The 12,468-nt window shown below is 59.9% G+C and carries 12 protein-coding genes; 9 read left to right on the forward strand and 3 right to left on the reverse strand.

Annotated features, from left to right (window positions below):
- The first annotated feature begins 123 nt into the window (after positions 1 to 123).
- The 3 genes from C4J89_RS04275 to C4J89_RS04285 all read left to right on the forward strand — a co-directional run bounded on the left by C4J89_RS04275 (position 124) and on the right by C4J89_RS04285 (position 3,763).
- Complete coding sequence (locus tag C4J89_RS04275; RefSeq protein ID WP_065893639.1) at positions 124 to 1,386, forward strand: ATP-binding protein; 1,263 nt, start codon at positions 124 to 126, stop codon at positions 1,384 to 1,386.
- Complete coding sequence (locus tag C4J89_RS04280; RefSeq protein ID WP_124361279.1) at positions 1,379 to 1,939, forward strand: response regulator transcription factor; 561 nt, start codon at positions 1,379 to 1,381, stop codon at positions 1,937 to 1,939. The genes C4J89_RS04275 and C4J89_RS04280 overlap by 8 nt, the downstream gene beginning before the upstream one ends.
- A 99-nt stretch (positions 1,940 to 2,038) precedes the next feature.
- Positions 2,039 to 3,763, forward strand: coding sequence for an ABC transporter ATP-binding protein/permease (locus tag C4J89_RS04285; RefSeq protein ID WP_124413852.1), 1,725 nt, complete (start codon positions 2,039 to 2,041; stop codon positions 3,761 to 3,763).
- Between the two features lie 194 nt (positions 3,764 to 3,957).
- Here C4J89_RS04285 and C4J89_RS04290 read toward each other — a convergent pair whose 3' ends face one another.
- The gene (locus C4J89_RS04290; protein WP_057724532.1) at positions 3,958 to 4,395 is read right to left on the reverse strand and encodes a YhcB family protein; all 438 of its coding nucleotides are present in this window, start codon (positions 4,393 to 4,395) and stop codon (positions 3,958 to 3,960) included.
- 146 nt (positions 4,396 to 4,541) lie between these two features.
- Here C4J89_RS04290 and C4J89_RS04295 point away from each other — a divergent pair, with 146 nt between their 5' ends.
- The 3 genes from C4J89_RS04295 (at position 4,542) to zapE (ending at position 7,725) form a co-directional block, all read left to right on the forward strand.
- Positions 4,542 to 5,171, forward strand: a complete 630-nt coding sequence (locus C4J89_RS04295) for an alpha/beta hydrolase (RefSeq protein WP_124361281.1) — start codon at positions 4,542 to 4,544, stop codon at positions 5,169 to 5,171.
- A gap of 24 nt (positions 5,172 to 5,195) precedes the next feature.
- Positions 5,196 to 6,551, forward strand: coding sequence for a tryptophan--tRNA ligase (locus C4J89_RS04300; protein ID WP_124413853.1), 1,356 nt, complete (start codon positions 5,196 to 5,198; stop codon positions 6,549 to 6,551).
- A gap of 79 nt (positions 6,552 to 6,630) precedes the next feature.
- Positions 6,631 to 7,725, forward strand: coding sequence for a cell division protein ZapE (gene zapE, locus C4J89_RS04305; protein ID WP_124413854.1), 1,095 nt, complete (start codon positions 6,631 to 6,633; stop codon positions 7,723 to 7,725).
- Between the two features lie 129 nt (positions 7,726 to 7,854).
- Here the strand turns inward: zapE and C4J89_RS04310 are convergent, their stop codons facing one another.
- A complete protein-coding gene (locus C4J89_RS04310; protein WP_177412769.1) occupies positions 7,855 to 8,775 on the reverse strand; it encodes a GlxA family transcriptional regulator in 921 nt (306 codons plus the stop codon).
- Between the two features lie 220 nt (positions 8,776 to 8,995).
- Between C4J89_RS04310 and C4J89_RS04315 the strand changes: the two genes are divergently transcribed.
- Positions 8,996 to 10,132: an acyl-CoA dehydrogenase family protein gene (locus C4J89_RS04315; RefSeq protein ID WP_124361285.1), complete on the forward strand. Its 1,137-nt coding sequence runs from the start codon at positions 8,996 to 8,998 to the stop codon at positions 10,130 to 10,132.
- A gap of 116 nt (positions 10,133 to 10,248) precedes the next feature.
- Here the strand turns inward: C4J89_RS04315 and C4J89_RS04325 are convergent, their stop codons facing one another.
- Positions 10,249 to 11,289, reverse strand: a complete 1,041-nt coding sequence (locus C4J89_RS04325) for an NADP(H)-dependent aldo-keto reductase (protein WP_124413855.1) — start codon at positions 11,287 to 11,289, stop codon at positions 10,249 to 10,251.
- Positions 11,290 to 11,539: 250 nt separating this feature from the next.
- On the opposite strand from C4J89_RS04325, the gene rplM reads away from it, so the two are divergent.
- Positions 11,540 to 11,968: a 50S ribosomal protein L13 gene (rplM, locus tag C4J89_RS04330; RefSeq protein WP_003171742.1), complete on the forward strand. Its 429-nt coding sequence runs from the start codon at positions 11,540 to 11,542 to the stop codon at positions 11,966 to 11,968.
- Between the two features lie 14 nt (positions 11,969 to 11,982).
- Positions 11,983 to 12,375 carry a 30S ribosomal protein S9 gene (gene rpsI, locus C4J89_RS04335; RefSeq protein WP_003216038.1) on the forward strand — a complete coding sequence of 131 codons (393 nt, stop codon included), beginning with the start codon at positions 11,983 to 11,985 and terminating at the stop codon, positions 12,373 to 12,375.
- Positions 12,376 to 12,468: the final 93 nt, after the last annotated feature.

Here is a 12,468-nt window from a genome sequence, read left to right on the forward strand (position 1 = left end):
AGCTTTCAACTTGTGGCTTATAGCTACAGCGCCCACTGCGTCAAAGAGCCACACACCGAATGCCGAGGCGCTGCTTCGTTTATACTCGTGCCGATCCGCCTGCAGCGCTCATCGGGAGAGCTCATGCTCGCCGCCGTAAAACTGACTTCCGCCACCCGCCAGAACCTCTGGCGCCTGACGTTCATTCGCACCCTGGTCTTGGCCGCACAGGCAGGTTCCGTCGGGCTCGCCTATTGGTTCGACCTGTTGCCGCTGCCCTGGCTGCAACTGGCGGTGACTCTCGGCTTCTCCAGCGTGTTGTGTGCGTTTACCGCGATTCGGTTGCGCACCACGTGGCCGGTCACCGAATTGGAATATGCCCTGCAATTGGCGTGCGACCTGTTTATCCACAGTGTGTTGCTGTATTTCTCCGGCGGTTCCACCAACCCATTCGTTTCTTATTACCTGGTGCCACTGACCATTGCCGCCGTGACGTTGCCGTGGCGCTATTCGGTGGTGCTGTCGGGCATTGCGCTAACGTTGTATACCTTGCTGCTGGCGCAGTTCTATCCTCTGCAGACGTTTCCCATCGCCCGGGAAAACCTGCAGATCTACGGGATGTGGCTGAGCTTTGCGCTGTCCGCCGCAGTGATCACGTTTTTTGCCGCGCGCATGGCCGAAGAGTTGCGCCGCCAGGAAGAACTGCGCGCAATTCGCCGTGAAGAAGGCCTGCGCGACCAGCAATTGCTGGCCGTCGCCACGCAGGCCGCAGGCGCCGCCCACGAGTTGGGCACGCCGCTGGCGACCATGAGCGTGCTGCTCAAGGAGATGACCCAGGACCATCACGACCCGGCGTTGCAGGATGACCTCAGCGTGCTGCAGGAACAGGTCAAGCAGTGCAAATTGACCCTGCAGCAACTGGTACGCGCCGCCGAAGCCAATCGACGCCTGGCGGTTGAAATGCAGGATGTCACCCAGTGGCTCGACGAAGCGCTGAACCGTTGGCACCTGATGCGTCCCGAAGCCAGTTACCGGTTCAGCCTGTTGGGCCAGGGCAGCGTACCGCGCATGGCGCCGCCGCCTGATCTCACCCAGGCGTTGCTCAACCTGCTGAACAATGCGGCCGACGCCTGCCCCGAGGGCTTGGGCGTGCAGTTGGACTGGGACGCGGAAAACGTCACCATCAGCATTCGTGACCACGGCGCGGGCGTGCCGCTGGCCATTGCCGAGCAGATCGGCAAACCGTTCTTTACCACCAAGGGCAAAGGCTTCGGCCTCGGCCTGTTTTTGAGCAAGGCCAGCGTGACCCGCGCGGGCGGCTCAGTGAAGCTCTATAGTCATGAGGAAGGTGGCACGCTCACCGAGCTGCGCCTGCCCCGTGTCGCACGAGGAGATATCGATGAGTGACGAGATCCAAGTCGAAGGCGAAGAACTGCCGCATCTGTTGCTGGTAGATGATGACGCCACCTTTACCCGCGTGATGGCCCGCGCCATGAGCCGTCGCGGTTTTCGCGTCAGCACTGCGGGCTCAGCCGAAGAGGGCCTGGCCATCGCCCAGTCCGACCTGCCGGACTACGCCGCGCTCGACCTGAAAATGGACGGCGACTCGGGCCTGGTGCTGTTGCCCAAGCTGCTCGAGCTCGACCCGGAAATGCGCGTGGTGATCCTCACCGGTTATTCCAGCATCGCCACCGCCGTCGAAGCGATCAAGCGTGGCGCGTGCAATTACCTGTGCAAGCCGGCGGATGCCGATGACGTGCTCGCCGCGCTGCTTTCCGAGCACGCCGACCTCGACACCCTAGTGCCGGAAAACCCCATGTCGGTCGACCGCCTGCAGTGGGAGCACATCCAGCGCGTACTGACCGAGCACGAAGGCAACATCTCCGCCACTGCTCGCGCCTTGGGCATGCACCGGCGCACGTTGCAGCGCAAATTGCAGAAGCGCCCGGTACGGCGCTGAACGAAGACTGAACAATCTGCCTCAGGCTGCACGGAGCCGTGAACCGATCGCCTATGATCGGTTCAAACGCCTGTCATGATTTCCTACCGAGCCTGAACGATGAATCAGAACGCTGAATACTCCGCGGTCAATGATGCGGTGCGTGGGCAATTCTTCCGCCGAACCTGGGCGATGATCACGCCGTATTGGCGCAGTGAAGAGAAGGGCCGGGCCTGGTTGCTGCTGGCTGCCGTGATTGGTTTGTCGCTGTTCAGCGTGGCGATCTCGGTGTGGATCAACCACTGGTACAAGGATTTCTACAACGCCCTGGAAAAGAAGGACACGGCCGCCTTCTGGCAATTGATCGGTTACTTCGGCGGCATCGCGGCCGTGGCGATCCTCGGCGCGGTGTATCGCTTGTACCTGACCCAGATGCTCACCATTCGCTGGCGTGCCTGGCTGACCGAAAAGCACTTCGCGCGCTGGCTTGCCCACAAGAACTACTACCAGCTGGAGCAGGGCGGCTACACCGACAACCCGGACCAGCGGATTTCCGAAGACCTCAATACCTTTACCACCAGCACCTTGAGCCTGGGCCTGGGACTGCTGCGCAACGTGGTCAGCCTAGTGTCGTTCTCGATCATCCTGTGGGGCGTGTCGGGCAGCATCGAAGTGTTCGGCATCACCATTCCCGGCTACATGTTCTGGTGTGCGCTGCTGTATGCCGCCGTGGGCAGTTGGCTGACGCACCTGATCGGGCGACGCTTGATCGGCTTGAACAACCAGCAACAGCGCTTCGAAGCGGACCTGCGTTTCTCCATGGTGCGGGTGCGTGAAAATGCTGAAAGCATCGCCCTCTACAACGGCGAGCCGAATGAAAAGCAGCGCCTGAGCTCGCGCTTCGGCAAGGTCTGGCACAACTTCTGGGACATCATGAAAGTGTCCAAGCGCCTGACCTTTTTCACCGCCGGCTACAGCCAGATAGCGATTATCTTCCCGTTTATCGTCGCCGCGCCGCGCTACTTCACCGGCAAGATCGAACTGGGCGAGCTGATGCAAATCAACTCGGCGTTTGGCAATGTGCAGGAAAACTTCAGTTGGTTCATCAACGCCTACTCGGAACTGGCGGCGTGGCGTGCCACCAGCGACCGTCTGCTGAGTTTCCAGCAGGCCATGAGCGACAACGAGGAGCGTGCCCCGGCCATCGATGTGCGCCCTGAAGGCGAACACCTGGTGATCAAGGATCTGGGCATGGACCTGGCCGATGGTCGTCACTTGCTCACCGACGCCGACATGACCGTGGAGCCGGGTCAGCGCGTGATGCTCAGCGGGCGTTCCGGCAGTGGTAAAAGTACGCTGCTGCGCGCAATGGGCCATTTGTGGCCGGCAGGGCATGGCAGCATTCGCCTGCCGGCGACGCGTTATCTGTTTCTGCCGCAGAAGCCTTATTTACCGATTGGCACGTTGAAGGCCGTGTTGAGTTATCCACAAGAGGACAGCGCTTACCCTGCGCAACGTTATGCACAGGTACTGGAAACCTGCCGCCTGCCGCATCTGGTCAGCCGTCTGGATGAAGCCAACCACTGGCAGCGCATGCTCTCGCCCGGCGAGCAGCAGCGCCTGGCCTTCGCCCGCGCCTTGTTGTTCGCGCCGCAATGGCTGTACATGGACGAAGCCACCTCGGCCATGGATGAAGAGGATGAAGCGACGCTGTATCAGGCGTTGATCAATGAACTGCCGGGGCTGAGCATCGTCAGCGTCGGTCATCGCAGCAGCCTCAAGCGCTTCCATGGACGGCATGTGCGCATCGAGGGTGGGCGGTTGCAGGAACAGACAGTGTCCTGAGGCGGGGCTCGGTCAATGTGGGAGGGGGCTTGCCCCCGATGGCGGTGGACCAGTTGATACCTGTGCTGGCTGACACACTGCTATCGGGGGCAAGCCCCCTCCCACATTGGATCTTCACTGAGCAACAGAAACGGCCCAATAAAAAAGCCCGGCTGATCATCGATCAGCCGGGCTTTGTGTTGCTGGAAGCTAACTTACTTCTTCAAGCCGTAATGCTCATCCAGCATGCCTGGGGCGTCCGGCGTTTTTGGCGCGTAGTCCCGTGGCGGTTCCTGGTTTTCCCGAGGCGGGGTCAGGCGTTCCCGTGGGGTCTGCGGTGCATCGGAATGCAACGCGGCCAGCAGGCGCTGGCGGGTGATGTCGTCGAGGGCCAGGCGGTTAGCGCCATCGGCGAGATGATCCTGTACTTCCTGGTAGCTCTGGGTGAGCTTCTTGACCAGGGTCGCGGTGCTGTTGAAGTGGGTAACAACCTCGTTCTGATAACTGTCAAAACGTTCCTGAATGTCATCCAGCTGACGCTGCGTGCGGTTAGGCGCGGCATTCGGCAGCAGGCGAGCAACCAGGAATCCAATGGCGACACCGGCAACCAGGGCAAGAGTCGGCAACAACCAAACTAAGAGCGAGTGTTCCACGAGTCCTTCCTCTATAAACGGCTTTGCTTTACGTTAACGGCTCAAACCTGCGCTGTATACCGCGATTAAGCTCGCAATGATGCCATGCACAGACTTTTAGCTAGACGAGTCGACCCCTTGAGAGGTCACGGAGTTCATCCTTGCTCATGCGTGAAACCCCCGTTTTGATCGATGGCCCGGTGGGTCAATTGGAAGCCCTGTACCTGGATCACCCCGCCCCACGCGGTCTGGCGCTGATCTGCCACCCTAACCCGGTGCAGGGCGGGACCATGCTCAATAAAGTTGTCTCGACCCTGCAACGCACCGCCCGCGACGCCGGCTTGATTACGTTGCGTTTCAATTATCGTGGCGTCGGCGCGAGTGCCGGTAGCCACGACATGGCCAGCGGCGAAGTTGACGATGCCGAAGCGGCCGCCACGTGGCTGCGGGAAAAACACCCCGATCTGCCGCTCACCCTGCTGGGCTTTTCCTTCGGTGGCTATGTGGCCGCCAGCCTCGGCGGGCGCCTGGAAGCCAAGGGCGAGAAGCTGGCGCACCTGTTCATGGTGGCTGCCGCAGTGATGCGCCTGCGTGACACGGATGTGCTGCCACATGATTGCCCGTTGACGCTAATCCAGCCGGAAACCGACGAAGTGGTCGACCCGCAAGTCGTCTACGACTGGTCTGGCGCCCTGAAACGCCCCCATGAGCTGCTGAAAGTGGCAGAATGCGGACACTTTTTTCACGGCAAGCTCACCGATCTGAAGGATCTGGTGCTGCCGCGCCTCTCGAATTGATAGCAGTCTGATAAGCGATTACCCATGACGACGCGTACCCGTATCCTCACCGGCATCACCACCACCGGCACGCCGCACCTGGGCAACTACGCCGGTGCGATCCGCCCGGCGATCCTTGCCAGCCAGGACGCCAATGCCGATTCCTTCTACTTCCTGGCCGACTACCACGCCCTGATCAAATGCGATGACCCGCAGCGCATCCAGCGCTCGCGTATGGAAATCGCCGCGACCTGGCTGGCCGGTGGCCTGGATGTGAACCGGGTGACGTTCTATCGCCAGTCCGACATCCCCGAGATTCCCGAGCTGACCTGGTTGCTGACCTGCGTGGCCGCCAAGGGCCTGCTCAACCGCGCCCATGCCTACAAGGCCTCGGTGGACAAGAACGTCGAGAGCGGCGAAGACCCGGATGCGGGCATCACCATGGGTCTGTACAGCTACCCGGTGCTGATGGCCGCGGACATCCTGATGTTCAACGCGCACAAGGTGCCGGTGGGCCGTGACCAGATCCAGCACGTGGAAATGGCCCGTGATATCGGCCAGCGTTTCAACCACCTGTTCGGCAACGGTAAAGAATTCTTCACCATGCCCGAGGCGTTGATCGAAGAAAGCGTTGCCACCTTGCCGGGCCTGGATGGCCGCAAGATGTCCAAGAGCTATGACAACACCATCCCGTTGTTCACCAGCGCCAAGGACATGAAGGAGGCAATCTCGCGGATCGTCACCGACTCGCGCGCGCCCGGCGAGGCGAAGGACCCGGACACGTCCCACCTGTTCACGCTGTACCAGGCATTTGCGAGCAAGGCTCAGGAGCAAGAGCTGCGCAGTGATCTGTTGCAAGGCCTGGGCTGGGGTGAGGCGAAGAATCGTCTGTTCCAGTTGCTGGACGGTCAATTGGGTGAAGCGCGCGAGCGTTACCACCAACTGATGTCGCGCCCGTCAGACATGGAAGATCTGCTGCTGGTCGGCGCCAAGAAGGCCCGTGCCGTGGCGGCACCATTCCTCGCCGAACTGCGCGAAGCGGTGGGCTTGCGTTCGTTCGTCAACCAGGCTGCGGCGCCGGTTGCCACCAAGAAAAAGCCGGCGAAGGCCGCGCGCTTCGTAAGCTTTCGTGAAGACGACGGCAGCTTCCGCTTCCGCCTGTTGGCCGCCGACGGCGAGCAACTGCTGCTGTCGCGCACCTTCGCCGACGGCAAGGCGGCGGGCGCGGTGACCAAGCAATTGCAAAGCGGCGGTACCTTGGACATACGCACCCAAGCCCTGGGCTTCAGCGTATGGCTGGGCGACGCGGCCGTGGCCGACAGCGCCGAGTTCGCCGACAGCGCGTCCCGTGACGCCGCCATCGCCGCCTTGCGCGTCGCGCTGACCCCCTCCGAGGATTAACCCGACCAAGGGTTGATTGCCATTATCCAGGGCCGTCGTTACAGTGACGGCCCGTTTTTGTTGCCTTGCTAACGAAATTATGACGCCCCTAGAACGATATCAAGCTGATCTGAAACGCCCTGACTTCTTCCATGACGCGGCCCAGGAAAATGCGGTGCGTCATTTGCAGCGCCTGTACGAAGACCTGGTCGCGGCTTCGCAAAGCAAGCAGGGCATGCTCAGCAAGCTGTTTGGCAAGAAAGACCGCACGCCGGTCAAGGGCCTGTACTTCTGGGGTGGCGTCGGCCGGGGCAAGACTTACCTGGTGGACACCTTCTTCGAAGCGCTGCCGTTCAAGGAAAAGGTCCGCACCCACTTCCACCGCTTCATGAAGCGCGTGCACGAAGAGATGAAGACCCTGCCGGGGGAGAAGAACCCGCTGACGATCATCGCCAAGCGTTTCTCCGACGAAGCGCGGGTGATCTGCTTCGATGAGTTCTTCGTTTCCGACATCACCGATGCCATGATCCTCGGCACCTTGATGGAAGAGCTGTTCAAGAACGGCGTGACCCTGGTCGCCACCTCGAACATCGTGCCCGATGGTCTCTACAAGGATGGCCTGCAGCGCGCACGCTTCCTGCCGGCCATTGCGTTGATCAAGGAGCACACCGATATCGTCAACGTCGACAGCGGCGTCGACTATCGTTTGCGTCACCTCGAGCAAGCGGAGCTGTTCCACTTCCCGCTCAATGAGGCGGCCCACGACAGCCTGAAGAAAAGCTTCCGCGCGTTGACGCCGGAATGCACCCAGGCCGTGGAAAACGACAAGTTGATGATCGAAAACCGCGAAATCATCGCTTTACGTACTTGCGATGACGTGGCCTGGTTCGAATTCCGCCAACTGTGCGACGGCCCGCGTAGCCAGAACGACTACATCGAATTGGGCAAGATCTTCCATGCGGTGATCTTGAGCGGTGTGGAACAGATGGGCGTGACCACCGACGACATCGCGCGGCGTTTTATCAACATGGTCGACGAGTTCTATGACCGTAACGTCAAGCTGATCATCTCGGCGGAAGTCGAACTCAAGGACCTCTACACGGGTGGTCGCTTGAACTTCGAATTCCAACGCACCTTGAGTCGTTTGCTGGAAATGCAGTCCCACGAATTCCTTTCGCGCGGCCACAAACCGTAAGGCCAATGTAGATCAAAGTGTGGGAGGGGGCTTGCTCCCGATGGCGGTGGATCAGTGCCAGATGTACTTACTGACACACTGCTATCGGGGGCAAGCCCCCTCCCACATTTGTCCTGTATGAACCCCTGCCTACGCGGCCTGCTGGAACTGCTGGCGATACTGATTCGGCGACAACTCCGTGTGCTGCCTGAACAACCGCGCAAAGAAACTCGCATCGTCGTAACCCACCTCATAGCTGATGGTCTTGATGCTCTTGCGGCTGCCCGACAGCAGGCCCTTGGCCGTCTCGATGCGCAGGCGTTGCAGATAATGCAGCGGCTTGTCGCCGGTGGCGGTCTGGAAGCGTCGCATGAAGTTGCGGATGCTCATGCCGTGCTCGCGGGCGACGTCTTCAAAGCGGAACTTGTCGGCAAAGTGTTCTTCGAGCCAATGCTGGATCTGCAGGATGATCACATCCTGGTGCAGCTTCTGCCCGCCAAAACCGATGCGCCCTGGCGAGTAGCTGCGTTGCACCTCATACAGGATGTCGCGGGCCACGGCCTGGGCGATGTTGGCGCCGCAGAAGCGTTCGATCAGATAAATGTAGAGGTCGCACGCTGAGGTGGTGCCGCCGGCGCAATACAGGTTATCGGCGTCGGTCAGGTGCTTGTCCTGGTTGAGTTGCACCTTGGGGAAGCGTTCGCTGAAGGCGGTGAAGAAGCGCCAGTAGGTGGTCGCCTCCTTGCCATCGAGCAGGCCTGCTTCGGCCAGCCAGAACACACCGGTGGCTTCTCCGCACAGCACGGCGCCGCGGGCGTGCTGTTCGCGCAGCCAGGGCAGTACCTGTGGGTAGCGGGTGCACAAGGCCTCGAAGTCGTCCCAGAAGGCGGGCAGCACGATGATGTCGGCATCTTCCAGGCCGCCGTCCACCGGCATGATCACATTGCTGAAGCTGCGTACCGATTGCCCGTCGGGGCTGACCAGGCGCGTCTCGAATGCGGGTGTCAGGCCCAGGCCCTGTTGCTTGCCATACCGCAGGCTGGCGAGATGGAAGAAATCCTTGGCTTGCATGAGGGTTGAAGCGAAGACCCGATCGACGGCCAGGATGCTGACGCGCCGCAAGGGCGTAGAGATTTGGTTAGACATAATTTCATTTATTCTTATAGGGGAAAGTGGTCACCAGACGGCTGGATCGTCTTATTTTTTGTCGCATGTGTCCAGTGTCCCGTGACGCATTCGCGGCATAGGCTCAGTGGGCTCATTCTTGTCCGACAATCCTCACAGGTGACCCATGATTCCCAGAACCTTGTTCAGCCCGGAGCACGAACTCTTCCGCGAAAGCGTGCGTACCTTCCTCGACAAAGACGCCGCGCCATTCCATGGGCAATGGGAGAAACAGGGTTACATCGACCGCAACCTCTGGAACAAGGCGGGGGAGGCGGGGATGCTGTGTTCGCATGTACCGGAAGAATACGGTGGGCTGGGCGCGGATTTTCTTTACAGCGCGGTCGTGATCGAAGAGATCAGCCGCCTGGGCTTGACCGGCATTGGCTTTTCCCTGCATTCGGACATTGTTGCGCCGTACATCCTGCATTACGGCAGTGAGGCGTTGAAGCACAAGTACCTGCCCAAGCTGATCTCCGGCGAGATGGTCACGGCCATCGCCATGACCGAGCCGGGGGCCGGTTCCGACCTGCAAGGGGTGAAGACAACGGCGGTGTTGGACGGTGATGACTATGTGATCAACGGCTCCAAGACGTTCATCACCAACGGCTACCTGGCCGACCTGGTTATTGTGGTGGCCAAGACCGACCCCAAGGCCGGCGCCAAGGGCACCAGCCTGTTCCTGGTCGAGGCCGACACGCCGGGCTTCGATAAGGGCAAACGCCTGGAGAAGGTCGGCATGAAGGCCCAGGACACCTCTGAGCTTTTCTTCCAGGACGTGCGTGTGCCCAAGGAAAACCTGCTGGGCCAGGCCGGCATGGGCTTCGCATATTTGATGCAGGAATTGCCCCAGGAGCGGCTGACGGTGGCGATTGGTGCGCTGTCGTCAGCTGAGGCGGCGTTGCAGTGGACGCTGGATTACACCCGCGAGCGCAAGGCGTTCGGCAAGGCGATAGCTGACTTTCAAAATACCCGCTTCAAGCTGGCAGAAATGGCCACTGAGATTCAGATCGGCCGTGTGTTCGTGGACAAATGCCTGGCGCTGCACCTGGAAGGCAAGCTGGATGTGCCCACGGCGGCGATGGCCAAGTATTGGGCCACGGACCTGCAATGCAAGGTGCTCGATGAGTGCGTGCAACTGCACGGCGGGTACGGTTTCATGTGGGAATACCCGATTGCCCGTGCGTGGGCGGACGCGCGGGTGCAGCGGATTTATGCGGGGACCAATGAAATCATGAAGGAGATCATTGCGCGGGCGCTTTGATGCTCGTTCCCACGCTCCGCGTGGGAATGCCTCAGATGACGCTCCGCGTCATGGCTCTTGCAGCGGACGCGGAGCGTCCAAGCCGGCGTTCCCACGCAGAGCGTGGGAACGATCAATCAAGGCGCCGGATTCGGATGATCCTTTTGAATCGCCTCAATCCCTTCCAGCACTTCTTTGGACAATTTCAAATCGGCACTGGCAATGTTGCTGTCCAACTGCTCCAGGCTCGTGGCCCCGATAATATTGCTGGTCACAAACGGCTGTTGCGTCACAAACGCCAACGCCATCTGCGCCGGGTCCAGCCCATGCTCCCGCGCCAGTGCCACATAACGGCTGCACGCCGCTTCCGACTGTGGGTTGAAATAGCGGCTGAAGCGGCTGTACTCCGTCAGACGCGCCTTGGCCGGGCGCGCACCGCCTTCGTATTTGCCGCTGAGCATGCCGAACGCCAGTGGTGAGTAGGCCAGCAAACCGCAGTGTTCGCGGATGGCAATTTCTGCCAGGCCCACTTCAAAGCTGCGGTTGAGCAGGTTGTAGGGGTTCTGGATCGACACCGCGCGGGTCCAGCCACGGGCTTCGGCCAGGGCCAGGAATTTCATGGTGCCCCACGGGGTTTCGTTGGACAGGCCAATGTGGCGGATCTTGCCGGCCTTGACCTGCTCATCCAGCGCTTCGAGGGTTTCCTCCAGTGGGGTGAGGTCGTCTTCGTCCTTGTGCTTGTAGCTCAGTTGGCCAAAGAAATTGGTGCTGCGCTCCGGCCAGTGCAACTGGTAGAGATCGATCCAGTCGGTTTGCAAGCGCTTGAGGCTGGCGTCGAGGGCGTCGACGATATGCTTGCGGTTGTGGCGCAGGTAGCCATCGCGGATATAGTCGATGGTGTTGCCGGGGCCGGCGATCTTGCTGGCGAGGATCCAGTCGGCGCGATCGCCACGGCTCTTGAAGTAATTACCGATATAACGCTCGGTGGTGGCGTAGGTTTCGGCCTTGGGCGGTACCGGATACATTTCTGCCGTGTCGAGGAAGTTGATGCCCGCGGCCTTGGCCCGTTCGATCTGTGCGAAGGCCTCTGGCTCGCTGTTCTGCTCGCCCCAGGTCATGGTGCCCAAGGCAATCGCGCTTACGTTCAGATCGGTCCGGCCCAGCTGTCGATAATCCATCGGGTACTCCTTCAGGGGAAAACATTCATAAAAGCAGGTTGAATTTTTTTTCGCAATCTGCATAATTGCCCACCTCTTTCTGCAGTGGAAGTGATGCGCCGTCTGCCGAAGAATCTTGCCGTTGAACGGACGCGCTGACCCGAGCCCCCGATAGCGTCTGTATCCGGCTGCCTTTGACCTTGTCAAAGTACGCACTATTCAGTAAGATCCGCCGTCTAATTTACAGGGCGGCCCCTGAGGCTATTAAAGAATGACAACTTTTACTGCAAAACCGGAAACAGTTCAGCGCGACTGGTTTGTCGTCGACGCCGCTGGTCAGACCCTGGGTCGTCTGGCCACTGAAGTCGCCAGCCGTCTGCGTGGCAAGCACAAGCCTGAATACACCCCGCACGTTGATACCGGTGACTACATTGTCATCATCAACGCTGAGCAGGTACGTGTTACCGGCAACAAAGCGCAAGACAAAATGTACTACCGTCACTCCGGTTTCCCAGGCGGTATCAAGTCTTCCAACTTTGAAGGCCTGATCTCCAAGAAGCCTGAAGCCCCGATCGAAATCGCGGTCAAAGGCATGCTGCCTAAGGGCCCACTGGGTCGCGATATGTTTCGCAAGCTGAAAGTCTATGCGGGCGCTGTACACCCTCATGCTGCTCAGCAGCCCCAAGAACTGAAGTTTTAACGGAATAGTTCATTATGTCGGCGACTCAAAATTACGGCACTGGCCGTCGCAAAACCGCAACCGCACGCGTTTTCCTGCGTCCGGGCACTGGTAACATCTCGATCAACAACCGCACTCTGGAAAATTTCTTCGGCCGCGAAACTGCCCGCATGGTAGTTCGTCAGCCGCTGGAACTGACCGAGACTGTTGAAAAGTTCGACATCTACGTCACCGTTATCGGTGGCGGTGTAAGTGGTCAAGCTGGCGCAATCCGCCACGGTATCACTCGCGCTCTGATGCAGTACGACGAAACCCTGCGTGGCGCTCTGCGCAAAGCTGGCTTCGTTACTCGCGATGCTCGTGAAGTTGAACGTAAGAAAGTCGGTCTGCGTAAAGCGCGTAAGCGTCCGCAGTACTCGAAGCGTTAATTCGCTTTACGTTCCACAAAAACGCCCAGCCTCCTCACGGAGCTGGGCGTTTTTTATTGCCTGCGATTTATGCACATTTTTCGCCGTGACAAC

This window comes from Pseudomonas sp. R4-35-07 (genome assembly GCF_003852235.1).
Classification (GTDB): domain Bacteria; phylum Pseudomonadota; class Gammaproteobacteria; order Pseudomonadales; family Pseudomonadaceae; genus Aquipseudomonas.

Bases quoted from the DNA above. Each gene is read 5' to 3' on its own strand.
- C4J89_RS04275 (WP_065893639.1), top strand. From the start codon at position 124: ATGCTCGCCGCCGTAAAACTGACTTCCGCCACCCGCCAGAACCTCTGG.
- C4J89_RS04280 (WP_124361279.1), top strand. From the start codon at position 1,379: ATGAGTGACGAGATCCAAGTCGAAGGCGAAGAACTGCCGCATCTGTTG.
- C4J89_RS04285 (WP_124413852.1), top strand. From the start codon at position 2,039: ATGAATCAGAACGCTGAATACTCCGCGGTCAATGATGCGGTGCGTGGG.
- C4J89_RS04295 (WP_124361281.1), top strand. From the start codon at position 4,542: ATGCGTGAAACCCCCGTTTTGATCGATGGCCCGGTGGGTCAATTGGAA.
- C4J89_RS04300 (WP_124413853.1), top strand. From the start codon at position 5,196: ATGACGACGCGTACCCGTATCCTCACCGGCATCACCACCACCGGCACG.
- zapE (WP_124413854.1), top strand. From the start codon at position 6,631: ATGACGCCCCTAGAACGATATCAAGCTGATCTGAAACGCCCTGACTTC.
- C4J89_RS04310 (WP_177412769.1), bottom strand. From the start codon at position 8,775: ATGCAAGCCAAGGATTTCTTCCATCTCGCCAGCCTGCGGTATGGCAAG.
- C4J89_RS04315 (WP_124361285.1), top strand. From the start codon at position 8,996: ATGATTCCCAGAACCTTGTTCAGCCCGGAGCACGAACTCTTCCGCGAA.
- C4J89_RS04325 (WP_124413855.1), bottom strand. From the start codon at position 11,289: ATGGATTATCGACAGCTGGGCCGGACCGATCTGAACGTAAGCGCGATT.
- rplM (WP_003171742.1), top strand. From the start codon at position 11,540: ATGACAACTTTTACTGCAAAACCGGAAACAGTTCAGCGCGACTGGTTT.
- rpsI (WP_003216038.1), top strand. From the start codon at position 11,983: ATGTCGGCGACTCAAAATTACGGCACTGGCCGTCGCAAAACCGCAACC.